General features: G+C 72.5%; 21 protein-coding genes and 1 pseudogene. 15 read left to right on the top strand and 7 right to left on the bottom strand.

All coding sequences use genetic code 11. The features are described from left to right. Positions 1-59: 59 nt before the first annotated feature. A complete protein-coding gene (locus tag I3F58_RS02235; RefSeq protein WP_240106432.1) occupies positions 60-233 on the top strand; it encodes a GntR family transcriptional regulator in 174 nt (57 codons plus the stop codon). Positions 234-358: 125 nt separating this feature from the next. On the opposite strand, the gene I3F58_RS02240 is transcribed toward I3F58_RS02235, so the two are convergent. After that, positions 359-1,159, bottom strand: coding sequence for a VOC family protein (locus tag I3F58_RS02240; protein WP_240106433.1), 801 nt, complete (start codon positions 1,157-1,159; stop codon positions 359-361). 280 nt (positions 1,160-1,439) lie between these two features. Between I3F58_RS02240 and I3F58_RS02245 the strand changes: the two genes are divergently transcribed. From I3F58_RS02245 to I3F58_RS02270, 6 genes are all read left to right on the top strand, one after another. Further along, entirely contained in the window at positions 1,440-2,555 is a 1,116-nt protein-coding gene (locus I3F58_RS02245) for a GNAT family N-acetyltransferase (protein ID WP_240106434.1), read from the top strand. Positions 2,556-2,583: 28 nt separating this feature from the next. After that, entirely contained in the window at positions 2,584-3,861 is a 1,278-nt protein-coding gene (locus tag I3F58_RS02250) for a glycosyltransferase family 2 protein (RefSeq protein WP_374207892.1), read from the top strand. Then, positions 3,858-4,667, top strand: coding sequence for a polysaccharide deacetylase family protein (locus tag I3F58_RS02255; protein ID WP_240106435.1), 810 nt, complete (start codon positions 3,858-3,860; stop codon positions 4,665-4,667). Before I3F58_RS02250 ends, I3F58_RS02255 begins: the two co-directional genes overlap by 4 nt. A gap of 61 nt (positions 4,668-4,728) precedes the next feature. Beyond that, positions 4,729-6,762, top strand: coding sequence for a hypothetical protein (locus tag I3F58_RS02260; RefSeq protein ID WP_240106436.1), 2,034 nt, complete (start codon positions 4,729-4,731; stop codon positions 6,760-6,762). A 77-nt stretch (positions 6,763-6,839) separates the two neighbouring features. Further along, the gene (locus tag I3F58_RS02265; protein WP_240106437.1) at positions 6,840-7,178 is read left to right on the top strand and encodes a hypothetical protein; all 339 of its coding nucleotides are present in this window, start codon (positions 6,840-6,842) and stop codon (positions 7,176-7,178) included. 86 nt (positions 7,179-7,264) lie between these two features. Next, positions 7,265-8,353 (top strand): glycosyl hydrolase, encoded by a 1,089-nt coding sequence (locus I3F58_RS02270; RefSeq protein WP_240106438.1) that lies wholly within the window; start codon positions 7,265-7,267, stop codon positions 8,351-8,353. A gap of 14 nt (positions 8,354-8,367) precedes the next feature. On the opposite strand, the pseudogene I3F58_RS02275 reads toward I3F58_RS02270, so the two are convergent. Both I3F58_RS02275 and I3F58_RS02280 read right to left on the bottom strand, forming a co-directional pair. Then, a pseudogene (locus I3F58_RS02275) lies at positions 8,368-9,666 on the bottom strand (lipopolysaccharide biosynthesis protein); the annotation flags it as partial. Then, the gene (locus I3F58_RS02280) at positions 9,659-10,795 is read right to left on the bottom strand and encodes a DegT/DnrJ/EryC1/StrS family aminotransferase (RefSeq protein ID WP_240106520.1); all 1,137 of its coding nucleotides are present in this window, start codon (positions 10,793-10,795) and stop codon (positions 9,659-9,661) included. The pseudogene I3F58_RS02275 and the gene I3F58_RS02280, both read right to left, overlap by 8 nt. Positions 10,796-11,648: 853 nt before the next feature. Between I3F58_RS02280 and I3F58_RS02285 the strand changes: the two genes are divergently transcribed. Beyond that, a complete protein-coding gene (locus I3F58_RS02285; RefSeq protein WP_240106439.1) occupies positions 11,649-11,786 on the top strand; it encodes a hypothetical protein in 138 nt (45 codons plus the stop codon). A 72-nt stretch (positions 11,787-11,858) separates the two neighbouring features. Here I3F58_RS02285 and I3F58_RS02290 read toward each other — a convergent pair whose 3' ends face one another. Then, the gene (locus I3F58_RS02290) at positions 11,859-12,857 is read right to left on the bottom strand and encodes an RNA polymerase sigma factor SigF (protein WP_240106440.1); all 999 of its coding nucleotides are present in this window, start codon (positions 12,855-12,857) and stop codon (positions 11,859-11,861) included. A gap of 229 nt (positions 12,858-13,086) precedes the next feature. On the opposite strand from I3F58_RS02290, the gene I3F58_RS02295 reads away from it, so the two are divergent. The 3 genes from I3F58_RS02295 to I3F58_RS02305 all read left to right on the top strand — a co-directional run bounded on the left by I3F58_RS02295 (position 13,087) and on the right by I3F58_RS02305 (position 15,912). Further along, complete coding sequence (locus I3F58_RS02295) at positions 13,087-13,455, top strand: STAS domain-containing protein (protein WP_240106521.1); 369 nt, start codon at positions 13,087-13,089, stop codon at positions 13,453-13,455. A 166-nt stretch (positions 13,456-13,621) separates the two neighbouring features. After that, the gene (locus I3F58_RS02300; protein WP_240106441.1) at positions 13,622-14,068 is read left to right on the top strand and encodes an ATP-binding protein; all 447 of its coding nucleotides are present in this window, start codon (positions 13,622-13,624) and stop codon (positions 14,066-14,068) included. 260 nt (positions 14,069-14,328) lie between these two features. Then, complete coding sequence (locus I3F58_RS02305; RefSeq protein ID WP_240106442.1) at positions 14,329-15,912, top strand: sugar transferase; 1,584 nt, start codon at positions 14,329-14,331, stop codon at positions 15,910-15,912. A gap of 63 nt (positions 15,913-15,975) precedes the next feature. On the opposite strand, the gene I3F58_RS02310 is transcribed toward I3F58_RS02305, so the two are convergent. Then, entirely contained in the window at positions 15,976-16,956 is a 981-nt protein-coding gene (locus I3F58_RS02310) for a GDP-L-fucose synthase (protein ID WP_240106443.1), read from the bottom strand. A gap of 185 nt (positions 16,957-17,141) precedes the next feature. Between I3F58_RS02310 and gmd the strand changes: the two genes are divergently transcribed. The 3 genes from gmd to I3F58_RS02325 all read left to right on the top strand — a co-directional run bounded on the left by gmd (position 17,142) and on the right by I3F58_RS02325 (position 21,837). After that, positions 17,142-18,155: a GDP-mannose 4,6-dehydratase gene (gene gmd, locus I3F58_RS02315; RefSeq protein WP_240106444.1), complete on the top strand. Its 1,014-nt coding sequence runs from the start codon at positions 17,142-17,144 to the stop codon at positions 18,153-18,155. 196 nt (positions 18,156-18,351) lie between these two features. After that, on the top strand, positions 18,352-21,078 hold the full coding sequence (locus I3F58_RS02320; RefSeq protein ID WP_240106445.1) for a LamG-like jellyroll fold domain-containing protein: 2,727 nt from the start codon (positions 18,352-18,354) through the stop codon (positions 21,076-21,078). A 21-nt stretch (positions 21,079-21,099) separates the two neighbouring features. After that, positions 21,100-21,837, top strand: a complete 738-nt coding sequence (locus tag I3F58_RS02325; RefSeq protein ID WP_240106446.1) for a hypothetical protein — start codon at positions 21,100-21,102, stop codon at positions 21,835-21,837. Positions 21,838-21,927: 90 nt separating this feature from the next. On the opposite strand, the gene I3F58_RS02330 is transcribed toward I3F58_RS02325, so the two are convergent. Continuing rightward, a complete protein-coding gene (locus I3F58_RS02330; protein ID WP_240106522.1) occupies positions 21,928-23,058 on the bottom strand; it encodes a glycosyltransferase in 1,131 nt (376 codons plus the stop codon). Between the two features lie 23 nt (positions 23,059-23,081). Beyond that, positions 23,082-23,624, bottom strand: coding sequence for a WcaF family extracellular polysaccharide biosynthesis acetyltransferase (locus I3F58_RS02335; protein WP_240106447.1), 543 nt, complete (start codon positions 23,622-23,624; stop codon positions 23,082-23,084). A gap of 317 nt (positions 23,625-23,941) precedes the next feature. Between I3F58_RS02335 and I3F58_RS02340 the strand changes: the two genes are divergently transcribed. Further along, on the top strand, positions 23,942-25,423 hold the full coding sequence (locus tag I3F58_RS02340; RefSeq protein WP_240106523.1) for an O-antigen polysaccharide polymerase Wzy family protein: 1,482 nt from the start codon (positions 23,942-23,944) through the stop codon (positions 25,421-25,423). The last annotated feature ends 184 nt before the right edge of the window (positions 25,424-25,607 follow it).

Below are 25,607 nucleotides of genomic sequence, written 5' to 3' on the forward strand. Positions count from 1 at the left end.
GGCCGCGGCCCCTTCGCGACCTCGGTGGAGGCGCGACGAGTCACGACGTTTGGAGCAGCGTGGATCGGATCTGGTCCGGCATCCCGTCCGAGACGCGCCTCGCGGAGCAGCATGGCGTGGCCCGGCTCACCGCACGGCGGGCGACGCAGGAGCTGCGTGAACGCGGACTCGTCGTGACCGTCCGGGGCAAGGGATCCTTCGTCGTCATGGAACCGCCCACGGCGGACCAGTGAGCGGCAGGAGATCCCTGGCCGCGCGGTGAAGGTGCTGGGCGGGCGCGGGCCGACCGTCACCGTTCACGGCGAGGGCACGTTCCTCGCGGAGGCCCGGGGCGACGGGTGGCCGAGGCGCTCCCTGGTCACCCCGCCCGCGACGCCGGTTTCAGGACGACGAAGTCGGCCTCGCCCGACTGGTCCAGGCAGACGGCCAGGCGGCCCACCCCCTCCGTGTCGTCCGGGCCGTACACCACACGGCCGCCGTGCTCGGTGAGCTTCGCGAGGGTCGCGTCGCAGTCCGCCACCGCGAAGACGGGGTGCCAGTACGCCCTGCCTCCGGTGGCGGCGAGCATGCCGGGGTCCGCCTCCATGAGGCCGCCGTGCATGCGCTCCTCCGGCTGGCCGGCGGGGGTGACCATGGTGTACGTGCCGCCGCCGCCCGGCAGCTCCATGTCCTGGGCCCGCCAGCCGAACAGGCCGCCGTAGAACGCCAGGGCACCGGCCTTGTCCGGGGTGTACAGCTCCGTCCAGCACAGTCCGTTCGGGGCGTCGACCAGCTCGATCCCCATTCCGCCCTGGAAGACCGCGAACTGTCCGCCCTGCGGGTCGGTGAACTGGGCCATCCGGCCCATGTCGTCATCCCCCATGGGCCGTACCCGGACCGCGCCGCCCGACTGCTCGACCTTCTTGGCCGCGGCCTCGACGTCATCGGTGGCGAAGTAGATCATCCAGGCCTGGCGGGCGCCCTCCTCGTCGAGCCTGCCGATGCCGCCGACGGTCTTGCCGTCCTGCCTGAACAGGCCGTACTCCATCTCCTCGGCGCCGGGGGCGGGCTGGTGGCTCCAGCCGAAGACCTTGCCGTAGAAGTCCACGGTCGCCGCGACGTCCCGCGCGCCGATGTCGATCCAGCAGGGCGAACCGGGCACGAAGTCGGTGGTGATCATGAAGAATCCCCTTCTCATTCCCTGATGCCTGAAGTCAGCCTGACACCGTCCACCGGCGACCGCGCGACGACGCCACCTCCTCCCGCCTCGACGTTTTCAGCCACCGGGCATGCGCGCTGTGTGACGGATCGCGGGGTGTCGAGCGTCCGGCGGCACGGTGCACGGGAGTCGTATTTCGACTGAATGACTGATTGACCCTGTCCTGGAGCGATGTACCCCGGTACCGTCCTGTTGCAGCAAGACTCAGGGGGGAGACCCAGGGGACACCGGGGGGTCGGAGTTGAGCGGTGAGCGGGGACGTGTCCGTGCGCGGGTCGTCAGGCCGGGGGAGCTGTCCGCGCGGGAGATCGAGGTGTGGCGGGAGCTGCGGGCGCGGTCCGGTGTTCCGGCCAATCCGTTCATGGAGCCCGAGTTCACGCTGGCCGTGGGGCGGGCGCGGGCGCGCACCGCCCGGGTCGCCGTGCTGCGGGGGGACGGGGAGGAGCCACTGGGCTTCCTCCCGTACGAGAGGACCCGGTTCGGCGGTGCCCGCGCCATCGGGTACGGGGTCTCGGACTGCCAGGGGGCCGTTCTGCGGCCCGGTTCCGGGCTGTCCGCTCGGGAACTCCTGCGAGGCTGCGGGATCTTCGCCTTCGAGTTCGACAACCTGGAGGACGGGCAGGGGGCGTTGTCGGAGGGCGTCGTCGAGAGCTTCTCCTCGCCGGTCATCGATGTGAGCGGCGGTTACGCCGCTTATGAGGCGTGGCTCCGCCGCCACTCGCCCAAGTTCCTGCGCACCACCCTGGCCAAGGAGCGGAAGCTCGGGCGGGAGAGCGGCGACGGGCTGCGGTTCGTGTTCGACGAACGGGACCCCGCCGCCCTGCGCACCCTCATGGGCTGGAAGTCCGCGCAGTACCGCCGCACCGGGCGGCGCGACCGGTTCGCGCAGGAGTGGATCAGCCGGCTCGTGCGGGACCTGCATCAGGCCGCCCCGGGCGGGCGCTCCGGTGTGCTGTCCGTGCTGTACGCGGGCGAGCGGCCGGTCGCCGCGCACTTCGGGCTGCGCTCCCGGACCGTCCTGTCCTGCTGGTTCCCCGCCTATGACCCGGACTTCCGCAGGTACTCGCCCGGTCTGGTCCTGCATCTCCGGATGGCCGAGGCCGCCGCCCGTGAGGGGATCGGACTCCTCGACCTCGGGCGGGGCGACGCCGAGTACAAGGACTCCCTCAGGACCGGGGCGCTCGCCGTGCACGAGGGCGCCTGCGTGAGGCCCGGCGTACGCTCCGGAGTGCGCTGGATCGGCCGCGAGCCGGTGCGCCGTGCCCACAGCTTCGTACGCAACCGTCGCGCCCTCGCCGGGCACGCCCGGCGTGTCCTCAATCATGTAGGGAGGTTCCGTGGGGGAACGCAGGGCTGATGCCTCGCCCGACGCTCCGGTGGGCGTGATCGATCTCGAACTCTCCGAGGAGGGTGGTGAGTTGCTCGGCTTACGGGTCGTGTCGGGGGGTACCGCCCCGGTGCCAGGCCAGGCCGTGTTCGTGCTCCTGAGGCTCCGGGGGAGGCCCGTCGGCACCCTGCTCACCCGCATTCCCGACCCGGTCGGCGACGGCCCCCGTATCCATCTGCTCCAGGCCGCCCGGGACACGCTCCGGCGCCGTCCGCCCCGCGCCGACGGCGAGGGACCCCCGCCCGGCCCCCCGCCCCGCACCACGACCATCGTGGCCACCCGCGAGCGCCCCGGGCAGCTCGCCCGCGCTCTCGACTCCCTGCTCGCCCAGGACCACCCCGACCACGAGATCCTCGTCGTCGACAACGCCCCGCAGACCGGGAGTACGCGCGAACTCGTCGAGCACGGGTACGCGCCCCTCGGCGTCCGGTACGTCCGGGAGGACACCCCCGGGCTCGCCGTCGCCCACAACCGCGGAATCGCCGCCGCCGACCCCCGGTCGACCGTCCTCGCCTTCACCGACGACGACGTGGTCGCGGACCCCCGCTGGGCCACCGCCCTCGCCGCCCCCTTCGCAGCCGATCCCCGGCTCGGCTGCGTCACCGGGCTCATCCTGCCCGCCCGGCTCCAGACCCCAGCCCAGGTGCTGCTGGAGAGCCACGGCGGGTTCGCCAAGGGCTTCGTCCCGCGGACGTACGACCCCGAACGGCCGCCCGCAGACGAGCCGCTGTTCCCCTTCACCGCCGGGCGGTTCGGCTCCGGCGCCGGAATGGCCTTCCGCGCCCGGGCCCTGCGCGAGATCGGCGGATTCGACCCCGCCACCGGCACCGGAACCCCCGCCCGCGGCGGCGACGACCTGTACGGCTTCATCCGCGTCCTCACCGCCGGGTACCGCCTCCACTACACGCCGGACGCCCTCGTCTGGCACCACCACCGCGAGACCTGGCAGGACCTCCGCAACCAGGCGTTCGGCTACGGGGCCGGGCTCACCGCCTGTCTCACCGCCCTGATCGCCCGCCGCCCCGGGCTGCTCCCCGCCCTGATCGCCCGGCTGCCACGCGGCCTCGCCCACGCCCGCGCCATGACCGCCGGCCGGGGCGGCAGCGCCACGGACGACGCCGTACCGGGGGAGCACGGGAGCCGCGCCCATCCCTGGCCCCGCGAACTGTCCCGGCTGGAGCGGCGCGGCATGCTGCACGGCCCCCTCGGCTACCTCAAGGCCCGTCGGCGCCTCCGCGGCGCCGCCCGTACCCCCTGGGAGACCACGACCTCATGAACGGCCCCGCCGACCCGATTCCCGTGCTGCTCTACCACGCCGTCATGGAGGACCCGCCGGACTGGATCGCGGAGTTCACCGTCACACCCCGGCGGTTCAGGGAGCACCTGGACGCCGTCGTCGACAGCGGGAGGACCGCCGTGCCGGTGTCCGCCCTTGCCGCGCGAGGAGCCGGGTCCGGGGCCGTGAGCCTTCCCGGACGGCCCGTCGTGCTCACCTTCGACGACGGCTTCGCGGACCTGCCCGGCCCGACCGCCGAGGCCCTCGCCGCCCGCGCCCTGCCCGCCACCGCCTACCTCACCACCGGGGCCGTCACCCCCGGCCGGAGCAGCCTCCTGCCGCCCGCGCCCATGATGACGCTCGCCCAGGCCCCGGCCCTGGAGCAGCACGGCATCGAGGTCGGCGCCCACACGGTCACCCACCCGCAGCTCGACACCCTGCCGCCCCGCCTGGTCCGCCGCGAACTGCGCGAGTCCAAGCTCGTGCTGGAGGGCGTGCTGGGCCACGCCGTCGACCATCTCGCCTACCCGCACGGCTACAGCAGCCGGGCCGTGCGGCGCGTCGCCCGGGACGTCGGGTACGTCTCGGCCGTCGCCGTGCGCCACGCGCTCAGCTCGCCTGTCGGCGACACGTTCCGCATCGCCCGGCTGATCGTCCGGCGCAGCCACACCGCCGCCGACGTGGCCGCCTGGATGGCCGGGCGCGGCGCCCGCCCCGCTCCGGGCCGCGACTCGCCCGCCACCGTCGGCTGGCGGCTGTACCGGCGGGCGCGAACCGCCGTACGGGGGGTGGAGTTCGCGGGCTGAGCGGGCGGGGGAGGGATGGACGGCAGCCGAGAACGCAGGGTCCCTTGGGGGGAGACGTACGGTGCACGACCGTGGAGCCGCATCACCAGCCGCCGATGACGCCAGAGCGGACGGCGAGGCCGTCTCCCTCGCCAAACCCGATGCGACGGAGGGGCCGGGGGAGGGGGGTGCCGCCGTCCCGTCCGGTCGGCCCGCCGGACCGGGCCCCGGTCCTGGTGCCGAACCCGGCGGCGCCGAACCGGGGGCCGAGGGGCCCGGTGCCCAGCCGGTCACCGGGCCCCTCGCCGGTCCGGTGCGCGGCCCGTGCGGCGTCCGCCTGCCCCTCCTCCATCCCCAAGCCGTCCTCAGCTGGCTGCCGTTACCGGTTGCCGCCGCGCTCTGGGGGTACGCGCTGCCCCGCATCGGGTTCCGGGACATCGGGGACTACGGGCTGCTCGACCGGTTCCCCGGCGCGTACTACGCCTCCCTCCTCGTCCTCACCGCCGGGTTCGTCGTCTCCCTGCGCCGCGCGGGAACGGCGCCCTGGTGGCCCGCGGCCCACACGGTCGCGGTGCTGGTGGCGCTGAAGGCGCCCCCCGCGCTCCTTTACGACTCCGTGCGCTACGCCTGGGCCGGCAAGCACGACGAGGTGATCACCCGTCTGCTCACCGAGGGCACCGTCCACCCGTACACCGAGCTGTCCGGCGGCATGGCCGCCTACGACCAGTGGCCCGGCTTCTTCGCGCTGAACGCCGCGCTCGTGCGGGCCTTCGGCGTGGACGGCGCGGCCGTCTACGCCAACTGGGCGCCCGTCGTCCTCGGACTGCTCATGCTGCCGGTCCTCGTCCTGCTCTACCGCACCTTCACCGAGGACTGGCGGCTCGTCTGGACCGGCGTGTGGATCTTCCAGCTCGCCAACTGGGTCGGGCAGGACTACCTGTCCCCCCAGGGCTTCTCCTATCTGCTGTTCCTGACGATCCTCACCGTCGTCCTCCGGCACTTCGTACGCCCCGGCAGCGCCGGGCCCCTGCGGGACCGGGCGAGCATCGACCCGGCCGCCGCGCCGGTCCCGCCGTCCCGGACCCGGCGCGAGCGCGCCCTCGCCACGCTGCTGCTCCTGCCGCTCGTCGTCACCGTCAACGCCTCCCACCAGCTCACGCCCGTGATGCTGTGCGCGACCCTCGCCGTCCTCTGCCTGACCCGGCGCCACCGGAACCTCGGGCTGCTCGCCGTGTGCGCGCTCGTCATGGCGGCGTGGTTCCTGACCATGGGGCGGCCCCTGTTCCTCGACACCCTGGGCGGCCTGCGCGATTCGCTGGGCGACCTGCTCGGCAACTCCCGCGCCGGGTACGCCGGAGACCCCACCGGGCCGGGGCCCGAGCTGGTCGGGGCGGCCAACATCGCGATGGTGCTGGCCCTCGCCGCGCTGGCCGCGACGGCGGTGCTGGTCCGGCGTCGGCTCGTGCGGAGCGCCCTGCCGCTGCTGCTCGCCTCGGCGGCGCCGCTGCCGATGTTCGCCGTCAACGACTACGGCGGCGAGATGCTGTTCCGTGTCTACCTGTTCGGGCTGCCCGGTACGGCGTTCTTCGCCGCCGCGGCGCTCGTCCCTGCGGCGGGGGCCACCGGAAGGGCCTGGCGTGCCGCACGCCGGGCGACCGCGGTGGCCCTGCCCGTGGCACTCGCGGCCCTGCTGGCCGGGTTCCTGCCCTCGTACTACGGCAAGGAGGGCATGCACTACGCGCCCCCCGGCGAACTGGCCCTGGTCCGGCGGGCCCACGACCGCGCCCCCGACGGCGCGCTCATCATGGCGACGGCGGGTTCGTTCCCCGGCGCGTACACCCGCTACGACCACTACGAGCGCTGGTTCTTCACCGAGCAGGACGTTCCCGAGAACCTGGAGATGCTTGAGGACCCGGCCCGCTACCTGGCCGACGGCATCCCCGAGGGGCGGCCCGCGTACGTGATCCTCACCGCGACGCAGGAGAAGGCGGTGACCGGTGAGGGATATCTGCCGCCCGGCGGCTTCGCCGCGCTCACCGAGGCGCTGAGACGCTCGCCGCTCTTCCGCGTCGAGGAGGAGAACGAGCACGGGGTCGTTCTCGTGCACACGCCCTAATCGCTCTTGATCCACTGGAGGTTGCCGTCGTGCCGTCATCCGCCCAGTCCTTCCGTCCGTATGCGAGAGCGGCGCTCATGGCCTCCGGGTGGGTCGCCCTCGCCGCGGCCCTGCTGCCCGGCGGGTCCGCGCTGCGGTGGGTCCCGGTGCTGGCGTTCGTGTGCTTCGCCCCCGGCCTGGCTCTGCTGCTGCCCCGGCCCGGGGGCGCCCGGCTGGAGGCGGTCGCGCTGGCGGCACCGCTGAGCCTCGCCCCGGCGGTGCTGACGGCGACCTCGCTGTTCCTGCTGGAGGCGTTCTCCGTGGGGGTGTTCCTGGGGGTGCTGGCCGCGTTCACCACGGTGGCGGCGCTGCTGCCGGGGGTGCCGCTGCTCGGCGGGGCGGCGCCGCCCGAAGTGCGTGACGGGAGCGGACGATGAGGCCACGGCCCCGAAGGGCGCCGCTCAGGCTCCCGTCACGGCATACCCTCTTACGGCCCGCGCGCCCGTTCCTGCGCCACCCGGCGGTGACCGCCCTCGTGCTCGCCGGGGCGCTGCTGGTCACGGTCGGCGTCTGGATCGCCAGGCCGGACGGCGACGGCGGCGACGCTCCGCCCGAGGCCCACGGCCTGCCCGCCTACGCCGCCTCCGGCGAACCGCTCTCCGGGCCCTGCGCCCCCGACCGGCTCCTGCGGCCCCCGTGCGGTGCCTGGTGGGGCGCCTATGTGCCGTATGCGAAGAACGGCTCCCTCAAGGACGCGGTCCTCGGCTTCGAACGGAGGATCGGGCGTCGGCTGGACCTCGTCTACAACTACCACGACATGTCCCGCACCCCGCTCGACGGCGAACTGCTCACCCCCGACGAGCAGGAACTCGGCCGCGACCGGCTGCTGATGCTCGCCTGGGAGTCCACGGTCTGGACCGAGCCGCACCACGAGAACTGGACCGAGACCCAGCTCGGCTGGAAGAACATCGCGTCCGGGAAGTACGACCGCGACATCATCGACCCGCAGGCGCGGCGGCTCAAGGCGTACGGGAAGCGGCTCTTCTTCTCCTTCGACCAGGAGACCGACTTCCGCATCCTCGAAGGTGCGGGCACCCCCGCGGAGTTCGTCGCGGCCTGGCGCCACATCCACGACCGGTTCCGGGAGCTGGGCGTGGACAACGTGGTGTGGGTGTGGACGGTCTCCGGCTACCTCGGGCACGCGGAGCAGATGAAGGCGCTCTACCCGGGGGACGCGTACGTCGACTGGATCGGCATGGACCAGTACAACTACTACCTGTGCCACGACAGTACGAACTGGCTGGACTTCGCGTCGAGCCAGCGCCCGGCGTACGAGTGGATCCGGGCGAACATCTCGGCCGGCAAGCCCCTGATGCTCGCCGAGTTCGCGACGGCGCCCGATCCGCAGCGGCCGGAGCGGCAGCGGGAGTGGTACGAGGAGGTGCCGGAGGTCACGCGTGAGGAACTGCCCGAGGTGCGGGCGGTGGTGCAGTGGAACCGTCCGGTGCCGGGCGACCACTGCGATCTGACGGTCGACGAGGGACCGGCGCTGGAGGGGTACCGGAAGGCGGGGCAGGACGGCTACTTCCGGCAGCGGCCTCCGTCCCGGTGAGCCCGGCCCGGGGGCGCCGCTCCCGGGCCCCCGGTCCGCCGTGCCGCACCCACCAGCCCCGGCGCCGCCACCACTCCCATCACGGTCATCGACACCAGCATGGCCAGCCCCGCCCCCGAGATCCCCGCCACGCCCAGGAGCGCCGCCGCGCTCCCCAGCACCAGCACGCACATCACGCCCTGCACCGCCGCCAGACGGCCGGTGCGTCCCTGCACCCGCAGGACCCCGATGTACAGCTCCACCGCCACCCGCGGCAGCGCCGCCACCGCCAGCAGCCGCAGCACCAGCGACCCGTGCTCGGCGTACGACGCGCCGAACAGCGTCAGGATGGACGGCGCGAAGACCACCAGCACGACCACCACCGGGACCAGCAGCAGCGCCATCCGCCGCAGTGCTCCCCGTACCCCCTCGGCCAGGGTCTCCGGGCTGTGCGAGGCGTGCGCGGTCAGCGAGGAGGCCATGTTGATGGCCATGAACTCCATGGTCCCGCCCACCGTGTACGCGGTGTAGAAGTAGCCGTTGTGCGCTGCGTCGAAGCGTACGGCGACCATCACCGGCAGCAGGTTGATCATCGCCAGGCTGAACAGCGCGCCCGCCGAGTCCCCGGCCAGGAACCGGCCCATCTCCCGTGCGCCCGGCGGCTCGCGGTCCCGGTCGGCGGCGGCCTGCCGGGGGATCAGCCGCCGGAAGACCAGCCAGCCCAGCGGCAGCACGGACAGCGCGATCGCGGCCGCCCACGACACGAAGACGCCCAGCACGGGCATCACCCCGGCCAGCACGATCAGCAGCACGAGCTTCCCCACCGAGAAGACCGCGTTGCCGACCGGCACCCACACCGCCTTCCGCAGCCCCGTCAGCACGCCGTCCTGGAGTGTCAGCAGCGCCCAGGCCACACACGCGGCGACGAAGAACAGCCCGGCGGGCAGCCCCCGCAGCGGTGCGTACGAGGGCCCCCACAGGTCCAGCGTGACGAGGAACGCGGCGCAGGCCAGGCACACGACGAGCGAACTCAGCCCGTACGCCCGCCACACCAGCGGTCCTGTGGCCCGGCCCGCGCGTGGCACGTACCGCACCACCGCACCGATCATGGTGGTGGCCGTGACGGAGGCGAGCAGCTTCATGGCGGCGATGGCGGCCGAGCCCTGGCCGACGGCTTCCTCGGTGTAGTGGCGGGCCGCGACCAGCCAGAAGCCGAGACCGAGCGCGGCGGAGACGCCGGTGGACAGCATGAGGGCGTAGGCGTTCCTGAAGAGCGAGTCGCCGCCGCCCACGGGTGTACGGGGCCGGTCCCGCACCCGGGTCGCGTCAGGCACCGCGGGCGCCGGGCGGCGGGGGAGGCGCGGGGCGGGCGCCCGAGGCGTGCAGGACCCGCAGGACGGCGCCGGCCCGGAGCGGGTCGGCGGGCAGGGCGTGCCGGGCGAACCAGCGGGCGGCGTCCGGGCGGGGCGCCGGATCGGTGAAGTCCGGCCCCGCGTAGTCGTCCAGCGGTGGGTCGTACAGGTATCCGGTCGTGATCCGGTGCCGGGCGAGCGCCGCGATGGCGGCGTCCCGGTCCGCGACCAGCAGCGGCACGCGGAACAGGGGCCGGTCGGGGGCCTGCGGGTCGCCCCAGGGGGAGGCCTGGAGCCGGGCGGCGCCGGCACGGTGCGCGTCGAGCGTGCCGTCGAGCCGCCGCAGGGCCTTCTCGACGCGACGGAGCCGGGCGCGGCCCGGGGCGAGCCGGTAGTCGTGCAGGTCGACCCGCACCCACGGGTGAAAGGCGTCCAGGCCGGGCGCGTCGTCCAGCGCCCGCTTCAGCTCCCCGCCCCGCAGGGGCATCCGGATCCCGTCCCGCTCCTCCCGCCCCAGCAACCGCAGCGCCGTCCGCGCGGCCCCCGCCAGCCGCAGACCGCGCACGGCGGCCTCGGCGTACGGCCGGGCGAGGTAGGCGAGTTCGGTACGGTGCCGGGCGGGCTGAAGCAGCCGGTCCCGTTCCCGTGCGAGCGCGGGAAGCTCCGCGGGGTCCCGCACCGCGAGAAACCCGCCGGTCCTGACACCCGCGTGCTTGGACAGACTGAACACGGACGCGTCCCCGTGGGTCCCGGTCCCGGACCCGATGGCATGAGCGCAGTCCTCAAGGAGTGGGATCCCGAAGTCCCCGCACCGTTGGGCCAGTTCGGGAGCGGGGTCGGGATTTCCGTACAGGTTGGCCGTCAGCACCCCGGACAGGCCACGCCACACCCCCTCCGGTACGGCGGACGCGTCGATCGACGCGTCCCGCGCCCTCAACGGCGCCTGCACGGGACGCAGTCCGGCGGCGAGCACCACGAAGAAGATGACGTCGTCGTTGACCGGCGACATCAGCACCCGCCCGCCGGGCCGGCACCACCGCCGTAACGCGAGATACAGCCCGAGCCGACAGGACGGCACGTACAGACACTCCCGTCCGAGCCGCCGCCGCATGAGTTCTTCGCACAGAGAAGCAGAAACCATCCGATTCCCCCCTCAAGCCCCGGCCCAATGTGTCCCAGTTGCCCGGACCCGTCAATACGGCCGCGTGCACCGTCGGCGGGCGAGGTCGTCACGGGTGGAGCGGCATCACGTCAGGGAGACCCGTGCCCTGCGAAGGCCGGGCTCCCCGGCCTTCCGGCCCCGCCCGCCTCACCGCCGACCGTCACGGCGCCGAGCGACACCTCAGGTCCCCGGTAGCGGGGGGCCTGAGGCCCGGCTGCCCACGCACTCGTCAGACGAATTCCAGTCAGACCCCTGCCGAATGGCTGGAAACAGTGCCATGCTGACACCGCGTACCACTCCGTCACCCCCGGGCGGAGAAGGCGCATCCGGCCACGCCCTGCATCCCCCGGCAGGGCGCGGCCGCGCCGCCCTCCCGGCCCTCCCCGCGGGAGGCCAGGCGCGTGCCCGGATCGCCATGGATGACCCGCCGCCCGACTGGTCGTCGGACCGTCAGATCGTCGCGTGCCGGGATCGAGAGGTTCGCATCGTCCGGCTCCTCTGTCCGCGGTGGCGAGCCGGGCCCGGCGGGACCGAAGGGGGAGAGCCGGTGAAGGGTGAGCCGGAGGCAGGACCGCCTGTGCGGCAGCGGCACGAGACGCCCCGGGAGATCGCTGCTCCCACGGCCATGCCGGAGGCCGCCTTCCCGCCCCGCCGCCGCACTGCCGGAACCCGGGTCCGGGGCCGTCCGTCCGCCCTCCACCGCAGACCGGCCCCCGGCCTCCCGCGCGACGCGCACCGGTGGCCGCGGTGGTGAGCGGTACGGGCGGCGGGTGGTACGACGGCAGCGGTGAGGAGGCCGGCCGTGTCGGCCCGGGCGCGGCGCGTGACGCGGCTCGCGTGGTGGGGCGTCGCGGAGGCGCTGCGCCTCTGCCTGGCGGCGGCCCTGGCGGTGGCGGCCTGCGGTCTGCTCCTCGGCCACTTGGTGGCGATCATGGACTAGCTCCCGGCACAGCGGAGAGGGCCCGCTCCCCGGAATCCGGGAGCGGGCCCTCTCCGCTGTGCCGTCGGGAGGTCACTCGTCCAGCGTGAGGCCCTTTCTCAGCTTCCTCAGCGTGCGGGAGAGGAGCCGTGACACGTGCATCTGGGAGATGTTCAGCTCCTCACCGATCTCGGACTGGGTGAGGCCCGCGACGAAGCGCAGCGAAAGGATCTTCCGGTCGCGGGGCGGCAGGGAGGCGATCAGGGGCTTCAGGGACTCGATGTACTCGATGCCCTCCAGCCCGTGGTCCTCGTAGCCGATGCGGTCGGCCAGCGCGCCCTCGGTGTCGTCCTCCTCGGGCTGGGCGTCCAGCGAGCTGGCGGTGTACGCGTTGCTCGCGGCCATGCCCTCGACGACCTCGTCCTGGCTGATGCCGAGCTTCTCGGCCAGTTCCGCCACCGTCGGGGCGCGGTCCAGGCGCTGGGCCAGCTCGTCGCCGGCCTTGGCCAGGTCCAGCCGCAGCTCCTGGAGGCGGCGGGGGACGCGTACGGACCACGAGGTGTCGCGGAAGAAGCGCTTGATCTCACCGATGATCGTCGGCATCGCGAAGGTGGGGAACTCCACCTCGCGGCTCAGCTCGAACCGGTCGATCGCCTTGATCAGGCCGATCGTGCCGACCTGGATGATGTCCTCCATCGGCTCGCTGCGGGAGCGGAAGCGGGAGGCCGCGAACTTCACCAGCGCGAGGTTCAGCTCGACGAGCGTGTTGCGGACGTAGGCGTACTCGTGGGTGCCCTCCTCGAGGGTCTCGAGCCGCGAGAAGAGCGTCTTGGACAGGGCCCGCGCGTCGAGCGGTGCGACCTCGTCGTACGGGGGGATCTCGGGAAGGTCCAGGTCGGGGAAGGCCTGGAAGCCAGGGCCGTGGTAGGTCGGCCGGGGCTGGTCAGGAAGGTCCTCGTACGCCTCCGCGGCGGCGGGACCGGTGCCGGACCCCGTGCCGAGGCCGCGGGTGAAATGGTCGTGCGAGGGGGTTGCCGACGCCGCGTCGGGGGTACGCGTCTCGTCGAGCCGGGGTGACATGGTGTCCTCCATGGTTGTCGGCATAAGGCCGCCGAAGCCCATCTACGTCTGCGTGCGGTGTGCGGCGCCTCCAAAGCCGGCCGTGTTGGTGGTGTCCTTACTAGCCCTACCGGCTCAGCGCTGATCGATGCAAGTGGCTTTTGTTCCGTATATACCCTTTGTGGTGCCCTTCGACTACCGACTGGTCCGGATTGGGCGTAGGGTTCTGTCGACCCGCACGGCAACGGTGAAGAGGGGCGGAATGGGCCGCGAGACGGTCGGCAGCGCGCATCCGGGCCGACTCCACGTCGGGGCGCGGACGGAAGGCCCCAGCGAGATCCTGACCCCGGTGGGTGAGCTCGATCACCACACGGCGGATCTGTTGCGTGAGCCACTCGACACCGCGCTCTCCGAAGGCCGCAGCCGCCTCGTGATCGACTGCTCCCGGCTGGAGTTCCTCGACTCGACCGGTCTGAACGTGCTCCTCGGCGCCCGGCTGAAAGCCGAGGCCGCAGGTGGCGGTGTCCATCTCGCCGCGATGCGGCCCGCGGTCGCCCGGGTTTTCCAGATCACCGGGGCCGAGGCGGTCTTCACCGTCCATGATTCGCTGGACGCCGCGCTCACTCTGTAGCGCACGCGACCGATCTGGTGGGTGTTGCCCGAAAACTCTCGGGCAGGAGAACGCCGAAGAACGTGGAAGTGCCCCCGGTGCGCCGCCGAGGGGTCACACTCTCTCTAAAAGCGATGTCGACGTCGACGCGGGCGGCGACCTGGTGAATCGGTGAGGTGACGCGCTGATGGGTGCGGCCCAGCAGCAACCGCCGAGCGGTCTCGGCCCGGAGACCCGTAGGCTCGCGCTGGACGGGGCCAGCGGAGTCGTACCGCTCGCCCGGGACTTCACCAGGAGTGCCCTGTACGACTGGGGATGGCTGCCCGCCGCCACCGCCGACCGCCGTGCCGTCGCCGAGGACGTCCTGCTGGTCGTCTCCGAGCTGGTCACCAACGCCTGTCTGCACGCCGACGGACCAGAGGAGCTGCGGGTCACCCGCGGGGACAAGGTGCTGCGACTGGAAGTGGCCGATCGCGGCACCGGCCGGCCGTCACCGCGCACTCCGCACCGCGCGGGGCGGCCCGGTGGGCACGGGATGTTCATCGTTCAGCGGCTCTGTCTGGACTGGGGTGTGATTCGCACCACCGGGGCGCCGGGCAAGACCGTGTGGGCGGAGCTTTCCGCGCCGGCCTGACCGCCTGCCCGGCCGACCCGCTCCCCACCGCTCATCACCGCGTGGCCACCTGCGCTTTAGGGCGCGTGCCCGCCTCCGCGCGCACCGCTGCCGGAGAGTTCGGGAGAGTGTCCGGAAACGTTATGTATACGGAACCTTACGAGAGACCGTGTTCTACAGAACGTGTGTGTGGCGTAGTGTGCCCTGCCGTGAAGGAAATGTAAGTACCGCCGATGACATGAGCGGCGGACGCTTTTCCTGCCCTGGGGGGGCGTGCCATCTTGGGAGACACAAAAACCAACAACTTCCGCACCGCGCGACCGGGTGGCCTGCGGGCCGCCGACGGAGGCGGCCGGTCGGGCTCGGGCTCGGGCCGTCTGGCCAAGCCGCGCTGGTACCTGCCGGTGCTGTTCACCGCCGACGCGGGTGTGACCGCCCTGTCGGTCCTGCTGGTGTTCGGCGAGGTCGGCCAGCCGCATCCGGTGCGGTATGCCGCCGTCGCCGCCGCCCTGTGGATCGGTGTGCAGGCGGTACGGCACCGCTACCGCAAGGCGGAGGTCGGTGAGTCGCGAGGGGCGCTTCCGGTGCTCAACGACTGGCTCATCCTGATCGCGGTCCTTGCGGTTCTCAGCGTCGCCACCACACAGACACCGGCTCCGTACCCGTCTCTGCTCGCTCTGACACCTACGCTCGTGTGCTCGCTGGTGCTGCGGCGTGCCGTGCACAAGCACCTCACCAACCGGCGTCGGGCCGCCGAGGCCGTCGACCGGGTCCTCGTGGTCGGTGAGCCGGGCGCGCTGGACAGCGCAGTACGGCGGCTGGCGTCCAACACCGACCACCCGATGGCCCTGGTCGGATCCGTCGTCGTCGGCAACGGGCCGGAGGACGAGGCCGCCACGGCCGCGCACCGCGAGGTGACGGCCGCGTCGGCCGGTCGCGGGGACCGGCTGGACCTGGGACCGGAGGTTGCCTACCAGAAGGCGGCCGACGCCGGGGGGCCGGAGAACTGGGAGGCGTACGTCGGGCTGAGCGCCGGGCAGCGGCTCGTCGCCTTCGCCCGCTGGTACCGCGCCGACGTGGTGCTGCTGGCACCCGGGGCGCGGCTGACCGGCGACCGGCTGCGCGAGCTGACCTGGGCGCTGCACGACGCCGGGTTCGAGGTGGCGCTGGCGCCGGGCCTGGTCGAGACGTCCGTGAAGCGGCTGGCCGCCAGCTCGGTGGCCGGGCTGACCGTGCTGCGGGTCGACAAGCCCCGTACCGGCGGTGTCCACGGGGCCCTGAAGGGCGCCATGGACCGGCTCGGGGCGGGCTTCGGGCTGCTGCTGCTGTCGCCGTTCTTCCTGCTCATGGCGCTGCTGATACGCCTCGACTCACGCGGCCCCGCGCTGTACAAACAGCAGCGCATCGGCCTCGACCAGGATCCTTTCACCATGTGGAAGTTCCGCACCATGGTCGTGAACGCCGACCAGCTGAAGGCGCAGCTCGCCGCGCAGAACGAGAACGACGGCCAGATGTTCAAGATGCGGCGCGACCCCCGGGTCACCCGCGTCGGCCGCTTCCTGCGCCGCACCTCCCTGGACGAGCTGCCGCAGCTGTTCAACGTGGTGCGCGGAGACATGTCCCTGGTGGGGCCGCGACCGCCGCTGCCCGAGGAGGTCGCCGGGTACGACGCGACGGAGCTGCGCCGACTGCGGGTCAAGCCCGGGATGACGGGCCTGTGGCAGGTCAGCGGCCGGTCCGACCTGACCTGGGACGAGACGGTCCAGCTCGATCTGCACTATGTCGACAACTGGTCCTTCAGCAGCGACCTGGACGTGATGGGCCGCACCTTCCGCGCCGTCGTCGACGGCCGCGGGGCGTACTGAGGCCCCATGGCCAGCCGATCGTCAACGGGGGCGGCCCCGGCCCTGCGGGCCGGGGCCGGGTGGTCAGCCGTTCTGTCCGAGCCACCAGGAGTAGGTCGACGCGATGCCGTCGCGCAGTCCGACGCGGGGCTTCCAGCCGAGGTCCGTCAGCCCGGACACGTCCAGCAGCTTGCGGGGGGTCCCGTCCGGCTTGCTCGTGTCCCAGTCGATCCGGCCGGTGAAGCCCGTCACGTCGGCCACTGTCTCGGCCAGCTCGCGGATGGTGAGGTCCTCGCCGCAGCCGACGTTCACCGGCGCGTCGCCGTCGTAGCGGGCCAGCAGCGTCGCGCAGGCGTCCGCCAGGTCGTCGACGTGCAGGAACTCCCGGCGGGGCGTGCCCGAGCCCCACAGCGTGACGGAGTCCTTGCCGGCCTCCCGCGCCTCGTGGAAGCGGCGGATCAGCGCGGGCAGGACGTGCGAGGTCTCCAGGTCGAAGTTGTCGCCCGGCCCGTACAGGTTGGTCGGCATGGCCGAGATGTACGAGGCGCCGAACTGGCGCCGGTAGGACTGCACCTGGCAGATGCCGGCGATCTTGGCGAGCGCGTACGGCTCGTTCGTCGGCTCCAGGGGGCCGGTCAGCAGCGCGTCCTCGCGGATGGGCTGCGGGGCGTGCTTCGGGTAGATGCACGACGAGCCGAGGAACAGCAGCCGGCCGACCCCGGCCGCGTGGGCGCCCGCGATCACGCTGAGCTGGATCCGCAGGTTGTCCTCGAGGAACGGGACGGGCTGGGTGCTGTTGGCCAGGATGCCGCCGACCTTGGCCGCGGCCAGGACCACCGCGTCCGGCCGTACCTCCGCGAGGAACGCGGCGGTGGCCGCGGCGTCCCGCAGGTCCAGCTCCGCACGGGTACGGGTGATCACCTCGTGGCCGTCGGCGGTGAGGCGGCGGACCACGGCGGACCCCACGAGCCCACGGTGCCCGGCGACGAATATCCGGGCCCGGGCGGGCAGGAGGGGCGACGAGGGGGTGGTGGGCGGCGAAGCCGCCTGCGACGAGTCGGTCATGAGCCGGATCATGCCAGGCGAGGACGGCCACGCCACAAGCCAGAGTCATGATGTGACGTATCTATCGTGCTTTTCGCGTATTTGTCGTGGATCTCACGGTTCACAACGTATGTAGCTTTCATCTGTTTCGCATCAGAACGCGGGTGGGCGCCGGGCAACCGGACCGCCCGGGAGGAGAACCACGCATGAGCAAGACCGCACTGATCACGGGCGTCACCGGACAGGACGGCTCGTACCTGTCGGAGCTGCTGCTGTCCAAGGGATACGAGGTGCACGGTCTGGTGCGGCGCTCCTCCACCTTCAACACCGAGCGCATCGACCACATCTACCAGGGCCCGCAGGAGTCCGGCCGCCGCTTCACGCTGCACCACGCCGACCTCTCCGACGGGGTGGCGCTGGTGAACCTGCTGCGTGAGATACAGCCCGACGAGGTCTACAACCTCGGCGCCCAGTCCCATGTCCGGGTCTCCTTCGACGCCCCGCTGTACACCGGCGACGTGACCGGCCTCGGCGCGCTGCGGCTGCTGGAGGCGGTCCGCGCCTCCGGCATCGACACCCGCGTCTACCAGGCCTCGTCCTCCGAGATGTTCGGCGCGACCCCGCCCCCGCAGAACGAGAAGACCCCCTTCCACCCGCGCAGCCCGTACGGCGTGGCCAAGGTGTACGGCTACTGGGCCACGGTCAACTACCGCGAGGCGTACGACATGTACGCCGTCAACGGCATCCTCTTCAACCACGAGTCGCCGCGCCGTGGCGAGACCTTCGTGACCCGCAAGATCACCCGCGCGGTCGCCCGTATCAAGGCCGGTCTCCAGCAGGAGCTCTACCTCGGCAACCTCGACGCGGTACGCGACTGGGGCTACGCGCCGGAGTACGTGGACGCGATGTGGCGCATGCTCCAGCAGGACGAGCCCACCGACTACGTCGTCGCCACCGGCGTCCCCGCGACGGTCCGCCAGTTCCTGGAGACCGCGTTCAGCCACGCCGGTCTCGACTGGGAGGAGCACGTCCGGTACGACGCCAAGTACGAGCGCCCGAGCGAGGTCGACGCCCTCATCGGTGACGCGAGCAAGGCGGAGGAGCTGCTGGGCTGGAAGCCGGAGGTGCTGGTCGAGGACCTGGCCCGCATCATGGTCGACGCCGACGTCCGCCAGGTGAAGGACGAACTGTCGGGCGCCGCGGTCCGCGTGGACCGCTGAGACGGTGACCGGGGGGCCTCAGGCCCCCCGGTTCCGGAGTTTTGCGGTTTCGTCACAGCTGGCCGAAATCCGCCGATGAGGCGTTACCCTACGGCTGATTCATTCTTGACTGGGTGATTCCTGCGGTACGGCAGCTGACGTCGTGGGGCAGCGGTCACCCACAGGCATCAAGGCCTTTTGGTCTTGGGGGGGGTTTATGAACAGATCCAGAGGGCTGCGTGCTGCCCTCGCCCTGTCCGTGGCGGTGACCGGACTGAGCGTGGCCGTCGCCCCGCAGGCCGGCGCGCTCACCGCGCCGGTCGCCTTCACCGCGGACGACCTTCCGACCTGGCAGACCAACGGCATCGTCTGGGCGCTCGCCCAGGCCGACGGTGTCGTGTTCGCCGGCGGTACCTTCTCGGCCGTACGGCCTCCGGAGGGTTCGTCCGGGAGTGCCAGGGAAGCGCTGAACTTCGTGGCCCTGGACGCCGCGACCGGCGCCCCGACCGACTGCGAGCTGTCCTTCACCGTGCCGTCCGGCAGCGCCACCGTACGCGCCCTCGCCGTGTCGCCCGACAAGAAGACTCTCTACGCGGCCGGTTACTTCGGTGCCGTCAACGGCCAGCCGGTGTCCAGCGCCGCGGCCATCGACATCGCGAGCTGCACCCCGAAGACCGGCTTCAACGCGGTCTTCCCGGCGACCGTGCGGGCCCTCGCCGTCACGAACGACACCGTGTACGCGGGCGGCGACTTCAGCGAGGTCAACGGCCAGACCCGGAAGCGGTTCGCCGCCGTCGACGCCGTGTCCGGCGAGCTGAAGCCCTTCACCGCCGACGCCGACGAGCCCGGCCGGGCCGTCGAGGTCACCCCGGACGGGCAGAACGTGCTGCTGGGCGGCGACTTCTTCGAGGTCAACGGCCAGGACTCGCACGCCCTCGCGGTCGTCAACGCGCAGAGCGGCTCGGTCGTCAAGGCGTACCCGACCGGCTACATCCCGTGGAACTCGGTCGTCAAGGACATCGACACCGACGCCACCGGCTTCTACACCGGAAACGAGGGCACCGGCGGCGGCGTCTTCGACGGGCGCATCGCGCTGGACCTCAACGGCTTCTCGGAGCGCTGGCGGGACACCTGCCTCGGCGCCACCCAGGCCGTCGAGTCCCACAAGAACGTGCTGTACAGCGCCTCGCACGCGCACGACTGCTCCAGCGTGGGCGAGTTCCCCGACGGGCGCCGCTACCACTTCCTGGCGCAGCCGACCACGTCCACCGGCAAGCTCGGCTGGTTCCCCGACACCAATGACGGCCTGGGCGAGGGCATCGGCCCGCGCGCCATCACGGTCGCCGCCAAGGACGGTGTCGAGTACCTGTGGTCCGGCGGTGAGTTCACCACCGTCAACGGTGCCGCCGGGCAGGGTCTGACCCGCTTCGCCTCCACCGGCGACACGGGCAAGCCGACCACGCCGGACGTGAGCGCGGCCAGTGTCGAGCCGGGCGAGGTCCAGGTCCGCTGGCGCACCAGCCTCGACCTCGACGACAGCAAGCTCACGTACAAGGTCTACCGGGACGGCGGGGCCACCCCGATCGCCACGCTCGACGCCGAGTCGCTGCCCTGGCACCGCCCGCAGGCCTCGTTCACCGACAAGGACCTGACCTCCGGCGCCACCCACAGCTACCGGGTGACCGCCACCGACGCGGCCGGCAACGTCAGCGCGCTGTCCGCCACGGCCTCCGCGACCGTCGCCACCACCCCGGATCCGTACGCCTCCCAGGTGATCGCGGACGGCGCGAGCATGTACTGGCGGCTCGACGACACGACCAGCCCGTACGTCGCGGACTCGTCCACCGGGGACCTGAGCGGCCTCCAGACCAACGGCCCCACGCAGGGTGAGCCCGGCGCGGTCGCCACCGGCAACAAGTCCTTCGGCTTCGACGGCGTCAACGACCGTCTGTACAGCGACCGGCGGGTCATGCCCACGGACGCGTACAGCATCGAGACGTGGTTCAAGACGACCACGTGGCGGGGCGGCAAGCTGATCGGGTTCGGCAACAACACCACCCGCAACAGCTCGAAGTACGACAAGCACCTCTACATGACCAACTGGGGACAGCTGGTCTTCGGCGCCTACAACCGCGGCGTGCGCACCATCGTCACCCCGTCCTCCTACAACGACGGCAAGTGGCACCACGTCGTCGGCACCCAGGGGCCGGGCGGCATGACGCTGTACGTCGACGGCAAGAAGATCGGCACCCACAGCAACACCGGTCACGAGAAGTACCTCGGCTACTGGCACGTCGGCGCCGACAGCATCGGCGGCGGCTGGCCGTACCGACCGTCCAGCTACGAGTTCGCCGGTCTGATCGACGAGGCGGCGGTCTACCCGACCGCGCTGAGTGCCGCCCAGGTGGCCACGCACCACGCCAAGGCCTCCGTCAAGGGCGACACCGTCACCACGGTGGAGGTCGCGGAGGACACGTACGTCAACGCGGGTGCGCAGAGCACCAACTACGGCGGCTCCACGTCCCTCGCGGTGCGCGGCACCTCCCGGTACGAGACGTACCTGCGGTTCCAGCTCCCGGCGGCCCCCGCCGGGACGAAGCTGGTCGGCGCGGCCCTGGAGGTGAAGACCAACTCGGCGTCGTACGCCGGATCGGTCGACCCGGTGCAGGTCCGGCCCGTCACGGGCACCTGGACCGAGTCCGGCGTCACCTACGCGACCCGGCCGACGCTGGGCGACGAGACGCTGGGCACCCTCACCTCGCCGAACACGACCAACACGGCCGCCTCGGTCCAGCTGGACGCGGCGGCGCTGAGTGCGGGTCTGGGCGGCACGTACGACATGGCGCTCACCGGTGAGGGCACGGACTCGCTGTGGCTGTGGTCGAGTGAGGCCAGCCAGTCCGGCGGGACGCCGAAGCTGATCCTCACCTTCTCGCCGAACTAGACCGTGGTGCAGGAGCGACAGATGCGTACCACCAGTACCTCAGGTACCTTCCGTCACCGTCTCGGACGGCGGCGGTCCGGGCGTCCGGCCGCGGCGGCCTCGCTGCTGCTGGCCGCGGCGCTCGGGCTGACTGGGTGCTCCGGCTCCTCGGACGGGAAGGAGGCCGACGCCTCGCCGTCGGCCTCCGGCCCCGCCCTGTCGGCGGCCGAACGGCTCGAACAGGAGCAGGACGCCACCCAGGACGAGGAGACCCCCAAGGCGGCCGAGCCGACCGGCCCCACGGTGCCGGAGGGAGACCTCAAGCCCGCCACGGGTTCCTTCTCCAAGCCGGAGAAGGAGTTCCTCACCGGGCGGGTGCCCGAGTCCATGGAGCCCGCGGCCGTGCTCGACGTCGGCAAGGAGTCCTGCCAGCGGATCGAGCGCACGGCCAAGCGCGACAAGACCGCCGCCGCGGCGGCGGTCGCGGCCGGGGAGATCCCGGACGCCGAGGCGGCCGTCGCCCACCTCTGCCCCGAGCAGCGTCCCGTCGTGGACGCGGCGAAGGGCGGCTACGGGGACGGAACCCACGAGAAGCCGGCGGCCGGGAGCTACAAGACCGTGTCGTCCGGCCCGAGCTGCTCGTGGCAGGTCACCGACGCCAAGGGCAACCTGCTGGCGTCGGGTCCGGACGCGGGCGCGACCGGACCGCACTCCCTGAAGATCCCGTCGGGGGCGGCCCGGTTCGTGTCCTCGGGCTGCTACGCCTGGCTGCGGGCCTGAGCCCGTAACGCCTGACGGCGGGCCCGAGCCGGTTGCACCGGCTCGGGCCCGCCGTTCGTCGGACCGCCTGTCGGCCGGACCGCTTGTCCGTCAGACCTGGCCGCGGGCCTGCGCGGTGGCCCGTCCGTAGACCTCCAGGAGGTCTTCCACCACCGCGTCGATCGAGAAGGCGTCGGTCGCGAGCATGTGTGCCGCGGCCGACGCCTTTCGTGCCTCCTCGGGGTCCAGCAGCGCCACGACCGCGTCCGCGAGCTGCGACGCGTCCTCGACGGCCCGGCCCGCGCCCGCGTCCCGCACGGCGGAGGCGAGCCCGTTGGACACGGTCACCACGGCCGGGGTGCCGACGGACAGCGACTCCAGGACCGACATCGGGAACGGCTCGTCCACCGACGGCAGGACGTACACATGCGCGCGGCGCAGCTCGTCGAGCACCTCGGCGGAGCCGAGCGCGCCGAGGTAGCTCACCCGGTCACCGAGCCCCAGGTCAGCGATCATCTTCTGCACGGCGGGCAGCTCGCCCTCGTCCGGCCCCGCGATGACGAACCGGGCGTCCGGGTGGCGGCGCAGGATGTCCGGGGCGGCGGCCACGAAGTCGCAGGGCCGTTTGCGCGCCTGGAGCCGGGCCGCGTACAGGATGCGCGGCGGGCCGTCCGGGGCGGGCCGCCGGTCCTGCCGGGGAACGCCGTTGACGAGGGCGTGCGCGTTGGTGAGCGGCGTGCCGAGCACCGCGTCCAGGCCGCGCCGCTCGTGCGTCGTCAGATGCAGCACGGCCGCCGCGCCGCGCAGGACGCGCCGTACCGCCAGCGCGTCCAGCACCTTCGCCAGCAGCTTGTCGCTGGGGTCGACCATGCCGTGCGTCTGGAGCACCACCGGCACGTCCGCCTTCAGCGCGGCCAGGGCGACGGGGAGGGTCACCAGGTCGCGGGCCAGGTGGACATGGACCACGTCCGCGCCGCGCACCAGGGTCTTCGCCTCGGACAGCAGGGCGGGCGAGGTGATGCCGCTGAAGCCCAGCGGCAGGAGGCGCTTGGCGTTGTGCAGCCGCGCCGGGATGCCCTCCACATCGGTGGGCGGCGTCGGGCCGAACCCGTCCGCCAGGGCGAGCAGCCGGGGCTCGTGGCCGCGCTCGCGCAGGCCGTGCGCCAGGTTGAGGGCGACGCGCACGGGGCCGCCGAAGGCGCCGGTGGGGGAGTGCAGGGTGACGGCGTGCAGGACGCGCAGGGACGGGGCGCTGGGCGGGACGGTCACTGGGGCTCCTTGACGGGTCGGCGCGTCCCGTCCGCGGTGTGCAGGGTCAACTCGGGCAGATCCTGGTGGAGTACGGCTCCGGCACCGACGACCGCGTGGCGGCCGACGCGCGTGCCCGCGAGCACCGTGGCGCGGGCCGCGACCCAGGCGCCGTCCTCGACGGTGATCGGGGCGTTGCGGTAGCGGAAGTCGGCGGCGCGGTGGTCGTGGCTGCCCGTGCAGAGCAGCGCCTCCTGGGACACGCAGACGTTGGCTCCGATGGCGACCGGCTCCAGGTTGAGCAGCCAGGCACCCTCACCGATCCAGGCGTTGTCCCCGATGCTGAGCTTCCAGGGCCACAGGATGCGCACCTTGTGCCGTATGAACACGTTGTTCCCCACCTGGGCGCCGAACGCGCGCAGCAGCGCGACGCGGAGCCGGGCGGGGCACCACCAGGCCATGAACACCAGGTTGAGCACGGCGAACCAGAGCGCCTGCGTCAGCTTGCCCCGGCCCTTGTCGTAGCCGGCCAGCGTGAACGCGGACAGATCGCGCGACATGCCGGACTCCCCCCTCTGTGCGCATGGTGTGCTGCGCTTCTCCGGGAGGCGACCCCCGGAACCCCAGCCGTCCGGGCGGGGCGGCTGATGGTCATGGCGCGGCGAAACTGTGAAGACGAACCTCAGGTTAACGGCTTCGGCCGGGCTGCCACAGAGCAGGGCCCGGGTCCCACGGGGCGTGCCCCACTCCCGTGGCTCGTTAGACTGCGCGCGGAACCAGGGGCGACCGGGGGGTACAGAACGTGACGACCGACACCGCGGCCCCCGGTATATCCGGCACAACCGAGGCCGCGGCGCCCCCGGTACGGAACGCCACGGTGGTGTTGCCCCCGCCGTTCCGGCCGCGCACCCTGCTGTCCCGCGCGCTGGCCATCCCCCTGGTGCTGGGACTGTCCTGTTTCCTGCCGCTGGTGGTGATCTCCCAGCCCGGCGACGGCCCCCGGGACGCCGCGTTCTGGCTCCAGCTCGTCCTCACCGTCTACTGCGGTGTCCGGCTCTCCGCCATGGTTCTCACGGCCCGCCGCAGGCTGCTTCAGGCCACTTTCTGGATGTTCTGCTACATGGCGATGGGCGTCGCCCCGCTGGCCCAGGCGGTCCTGGACCGGGTGCCGACGCCGGTCGTCGGTCCCCGCGAGGACCTCGTCCAGGCCGTCGCCCTCGTCCTGCTCGGCTGCTTCGCCTTCGACATCGGCGCACTGCTCGCCCGCTACCGGCCGCCGTGGCGCCGCCGCGCCCCCGGCGAGCCGCGCCCGCCGGGCGAGGTCGCCCCGGACGACCGGCCGGTCCTGATCCACCGCCGCCGTCTGTACCTGCTCGCCCTGTTCGCGTTCGCCTGCGGCGGGCTGCTCATCGTCAAGCTCGGCGGCCCGGCGGTGTTCTTCGCCAGCCGCCAGGAGATCATCGGGGCCATCGAGGACACGGGTGTCGCCCCCGAGGGCGGCGGCCAGGCCGGGCAGGCCTTCCTGCGCGGCTTCGGCACCGTGCCCCCGCTGATCGCGCTGCTCGCGTACACCCGCTGGCTGATCACGTCACAGCGCGCCCGCCGCACCTGGTCGGTCATCGCGATGTTCGCCGCCCTGGTGCTGCTGAACGTCATCGTGAACAACCCCATCTCGAACCCGCGTTACTGGTTCCTGACGGTGATGTTCGCCCTGCTCTTCACCGCGTTCCCGGTGAGCGCCGCGATGTACCGGACGTCGCTGAGCCTGGGCGTGATCGTCGCGCTGCTCCTCTTCCCGTTCATGGACAAGTTCCGGTACGACGAGAACAACACCCGCTCGGTCGAGACGACGTCCTTCCTGGAACCGCTGGCGCTCAAGGACTACGACCAGGTCGGCATGTTCGCCAACACCATCACGTACGTGGAGTCGGGCCAGGGCCACAGCTACGGCTACCAGCTGGCGGGCTCGCTGCTCTTCGCGGTTCCCCGCTCCATGTGGGAGGACAAACCCAACGACACGGGCGTGACGGTCGGGGAGTGGATGGGCGCGGTCAACACGAACCTGTCGTCCCCGATATGGGCGGAGCTGTGGATCGACTACGGCCCCGTCGGCATGACGCTCGGCCTGGCGGGCCTCGGCTACGCCGCGGCCCGGGTGGACCGCCGCGTGGCCCGCCGGGCCGTCCGCAGCTCCCCGTCGGGCAGCCTGCTGCTGATCGCGGCGCCGCTCGTGGCGGGCTACTCCTTCATCCTCGTACGAGGCCCGCTCCTCCAGGCGACGGGCAAGATCGCGATCGCGGCGATGTGCCTGGCGCTGATCGCGACACGGCGCCGGGATCCACGGGCGGGCCTGCGCTGATGCCGCGGTCCCGGCGCCGTTCTCCCACCCGGCCCCTTCCGGGACCGAGCACAGCCGGGATGGCGCGGGACGGCGGGTGAGCGCCGTCGGCCCGAGCCGGGCGGGTTCGTCCGGATCACTTCCGCTGGTCCCGGTCCTTCCTGACGATGCCCGTGCGGCTCACCCCGTCAGCGCTCCGGTCCCG

Origin of the sequence: Streptomyces sp. MUM 203J, assembly GCF_022414595.1 — a bacterium.
Taxonomy (GTDB): domain Bacteria; phylum Actinomycetota; class Actinomycetes; order Streptomycetales; family Streptomycetaceae; genus Streptomyces.

Bases quoted from the DNA above. Each gene is read 5' to 3' on its own strand.
- I3F58_RS02265 (WP_240106437.1), top strand. From the start codon at position 6,840: ATGGCCTCCGGGTGGGTCGCCCTCGCCGCGGCCCTGCTGCCCGGCGGG.
- I3F58_RS02255 (WP_240106435.1), top strand. From the start codon at position 3,858: ATGAACGGCCCCGCCGACCCGATTCCCGTGCTGCTCTACCACGCCGTC.
- I3F58_RS02300 (WP_240106441.1), top strand. From the start codon at position 13,622: ATGGGTGCGGCCCAGCAGCAACCGCCGAGCGGTCTCGGCCCGGAGACC.
- I3F58_RS02335 (WP_240106447.1), bottom strand. From the start codon at position 23,624: ATGTCGCGCGATCTGTCCGCGTTCACGCTGGCCGGCTACGACAAGGGC.
- I3F58_RS02290 (WP_240106440.1), bottom strand. From the start codon at position 12,857: ATGGAGGACACCATGTCACCCCGGCTCGACGAGACGCGTACCCCCGAC.
- I3F58_RS02295 (WP_240106521.1), top strand. From the start codon at position 13,087: ATGGGCCGCGAGACGGTCGGCAGCGCGCATCCGGGCCGACTCCACGTC.
- I3F58_RS02280 (WP_240106520.1), bottom strand. From the start codon at position 10,795: ATGCGGCGGCGGCTCGGACGGGAGTGTCTGTACGTGCCGTCCTGTCGG.
- I3F58_RS02240 (WP_240106433.1), bottom strand. From the start codon at position 1,159: ATGATCACCACCGACTTCGTGCCCGGTTCGCCCTGCTGGATCGACATC.
- I3F58_RS02310 (WP_240106443.1), bottom strand. From the start codon at position 16,956: ATGACCGACTCGTCGCAGGCGGCTTCGCCGCCCACCACCCCCTCGTCG.
- I3F58_RS02320 (WP_240106445.1), top strand. From the start codon at position 18,352: ATGAACAGATCCAGAGGGCTGCGTGCTGCCCTCGCCCTGTCCGTGGCG.
- I3F58_RS02325 (WP_240106446.1), top strand. From the start codon at position 21,100: ATGCGTACCACCAGTACCTCAGGTACCTTCCGTCACCGTCTCGGACGG.
- gmd (WP_240106444.1), top strand. From the start codon at position 17,142: ATGAGCAAGACCGCACTGATCACGGGCGTCACCGGACAGGACGGCTCG.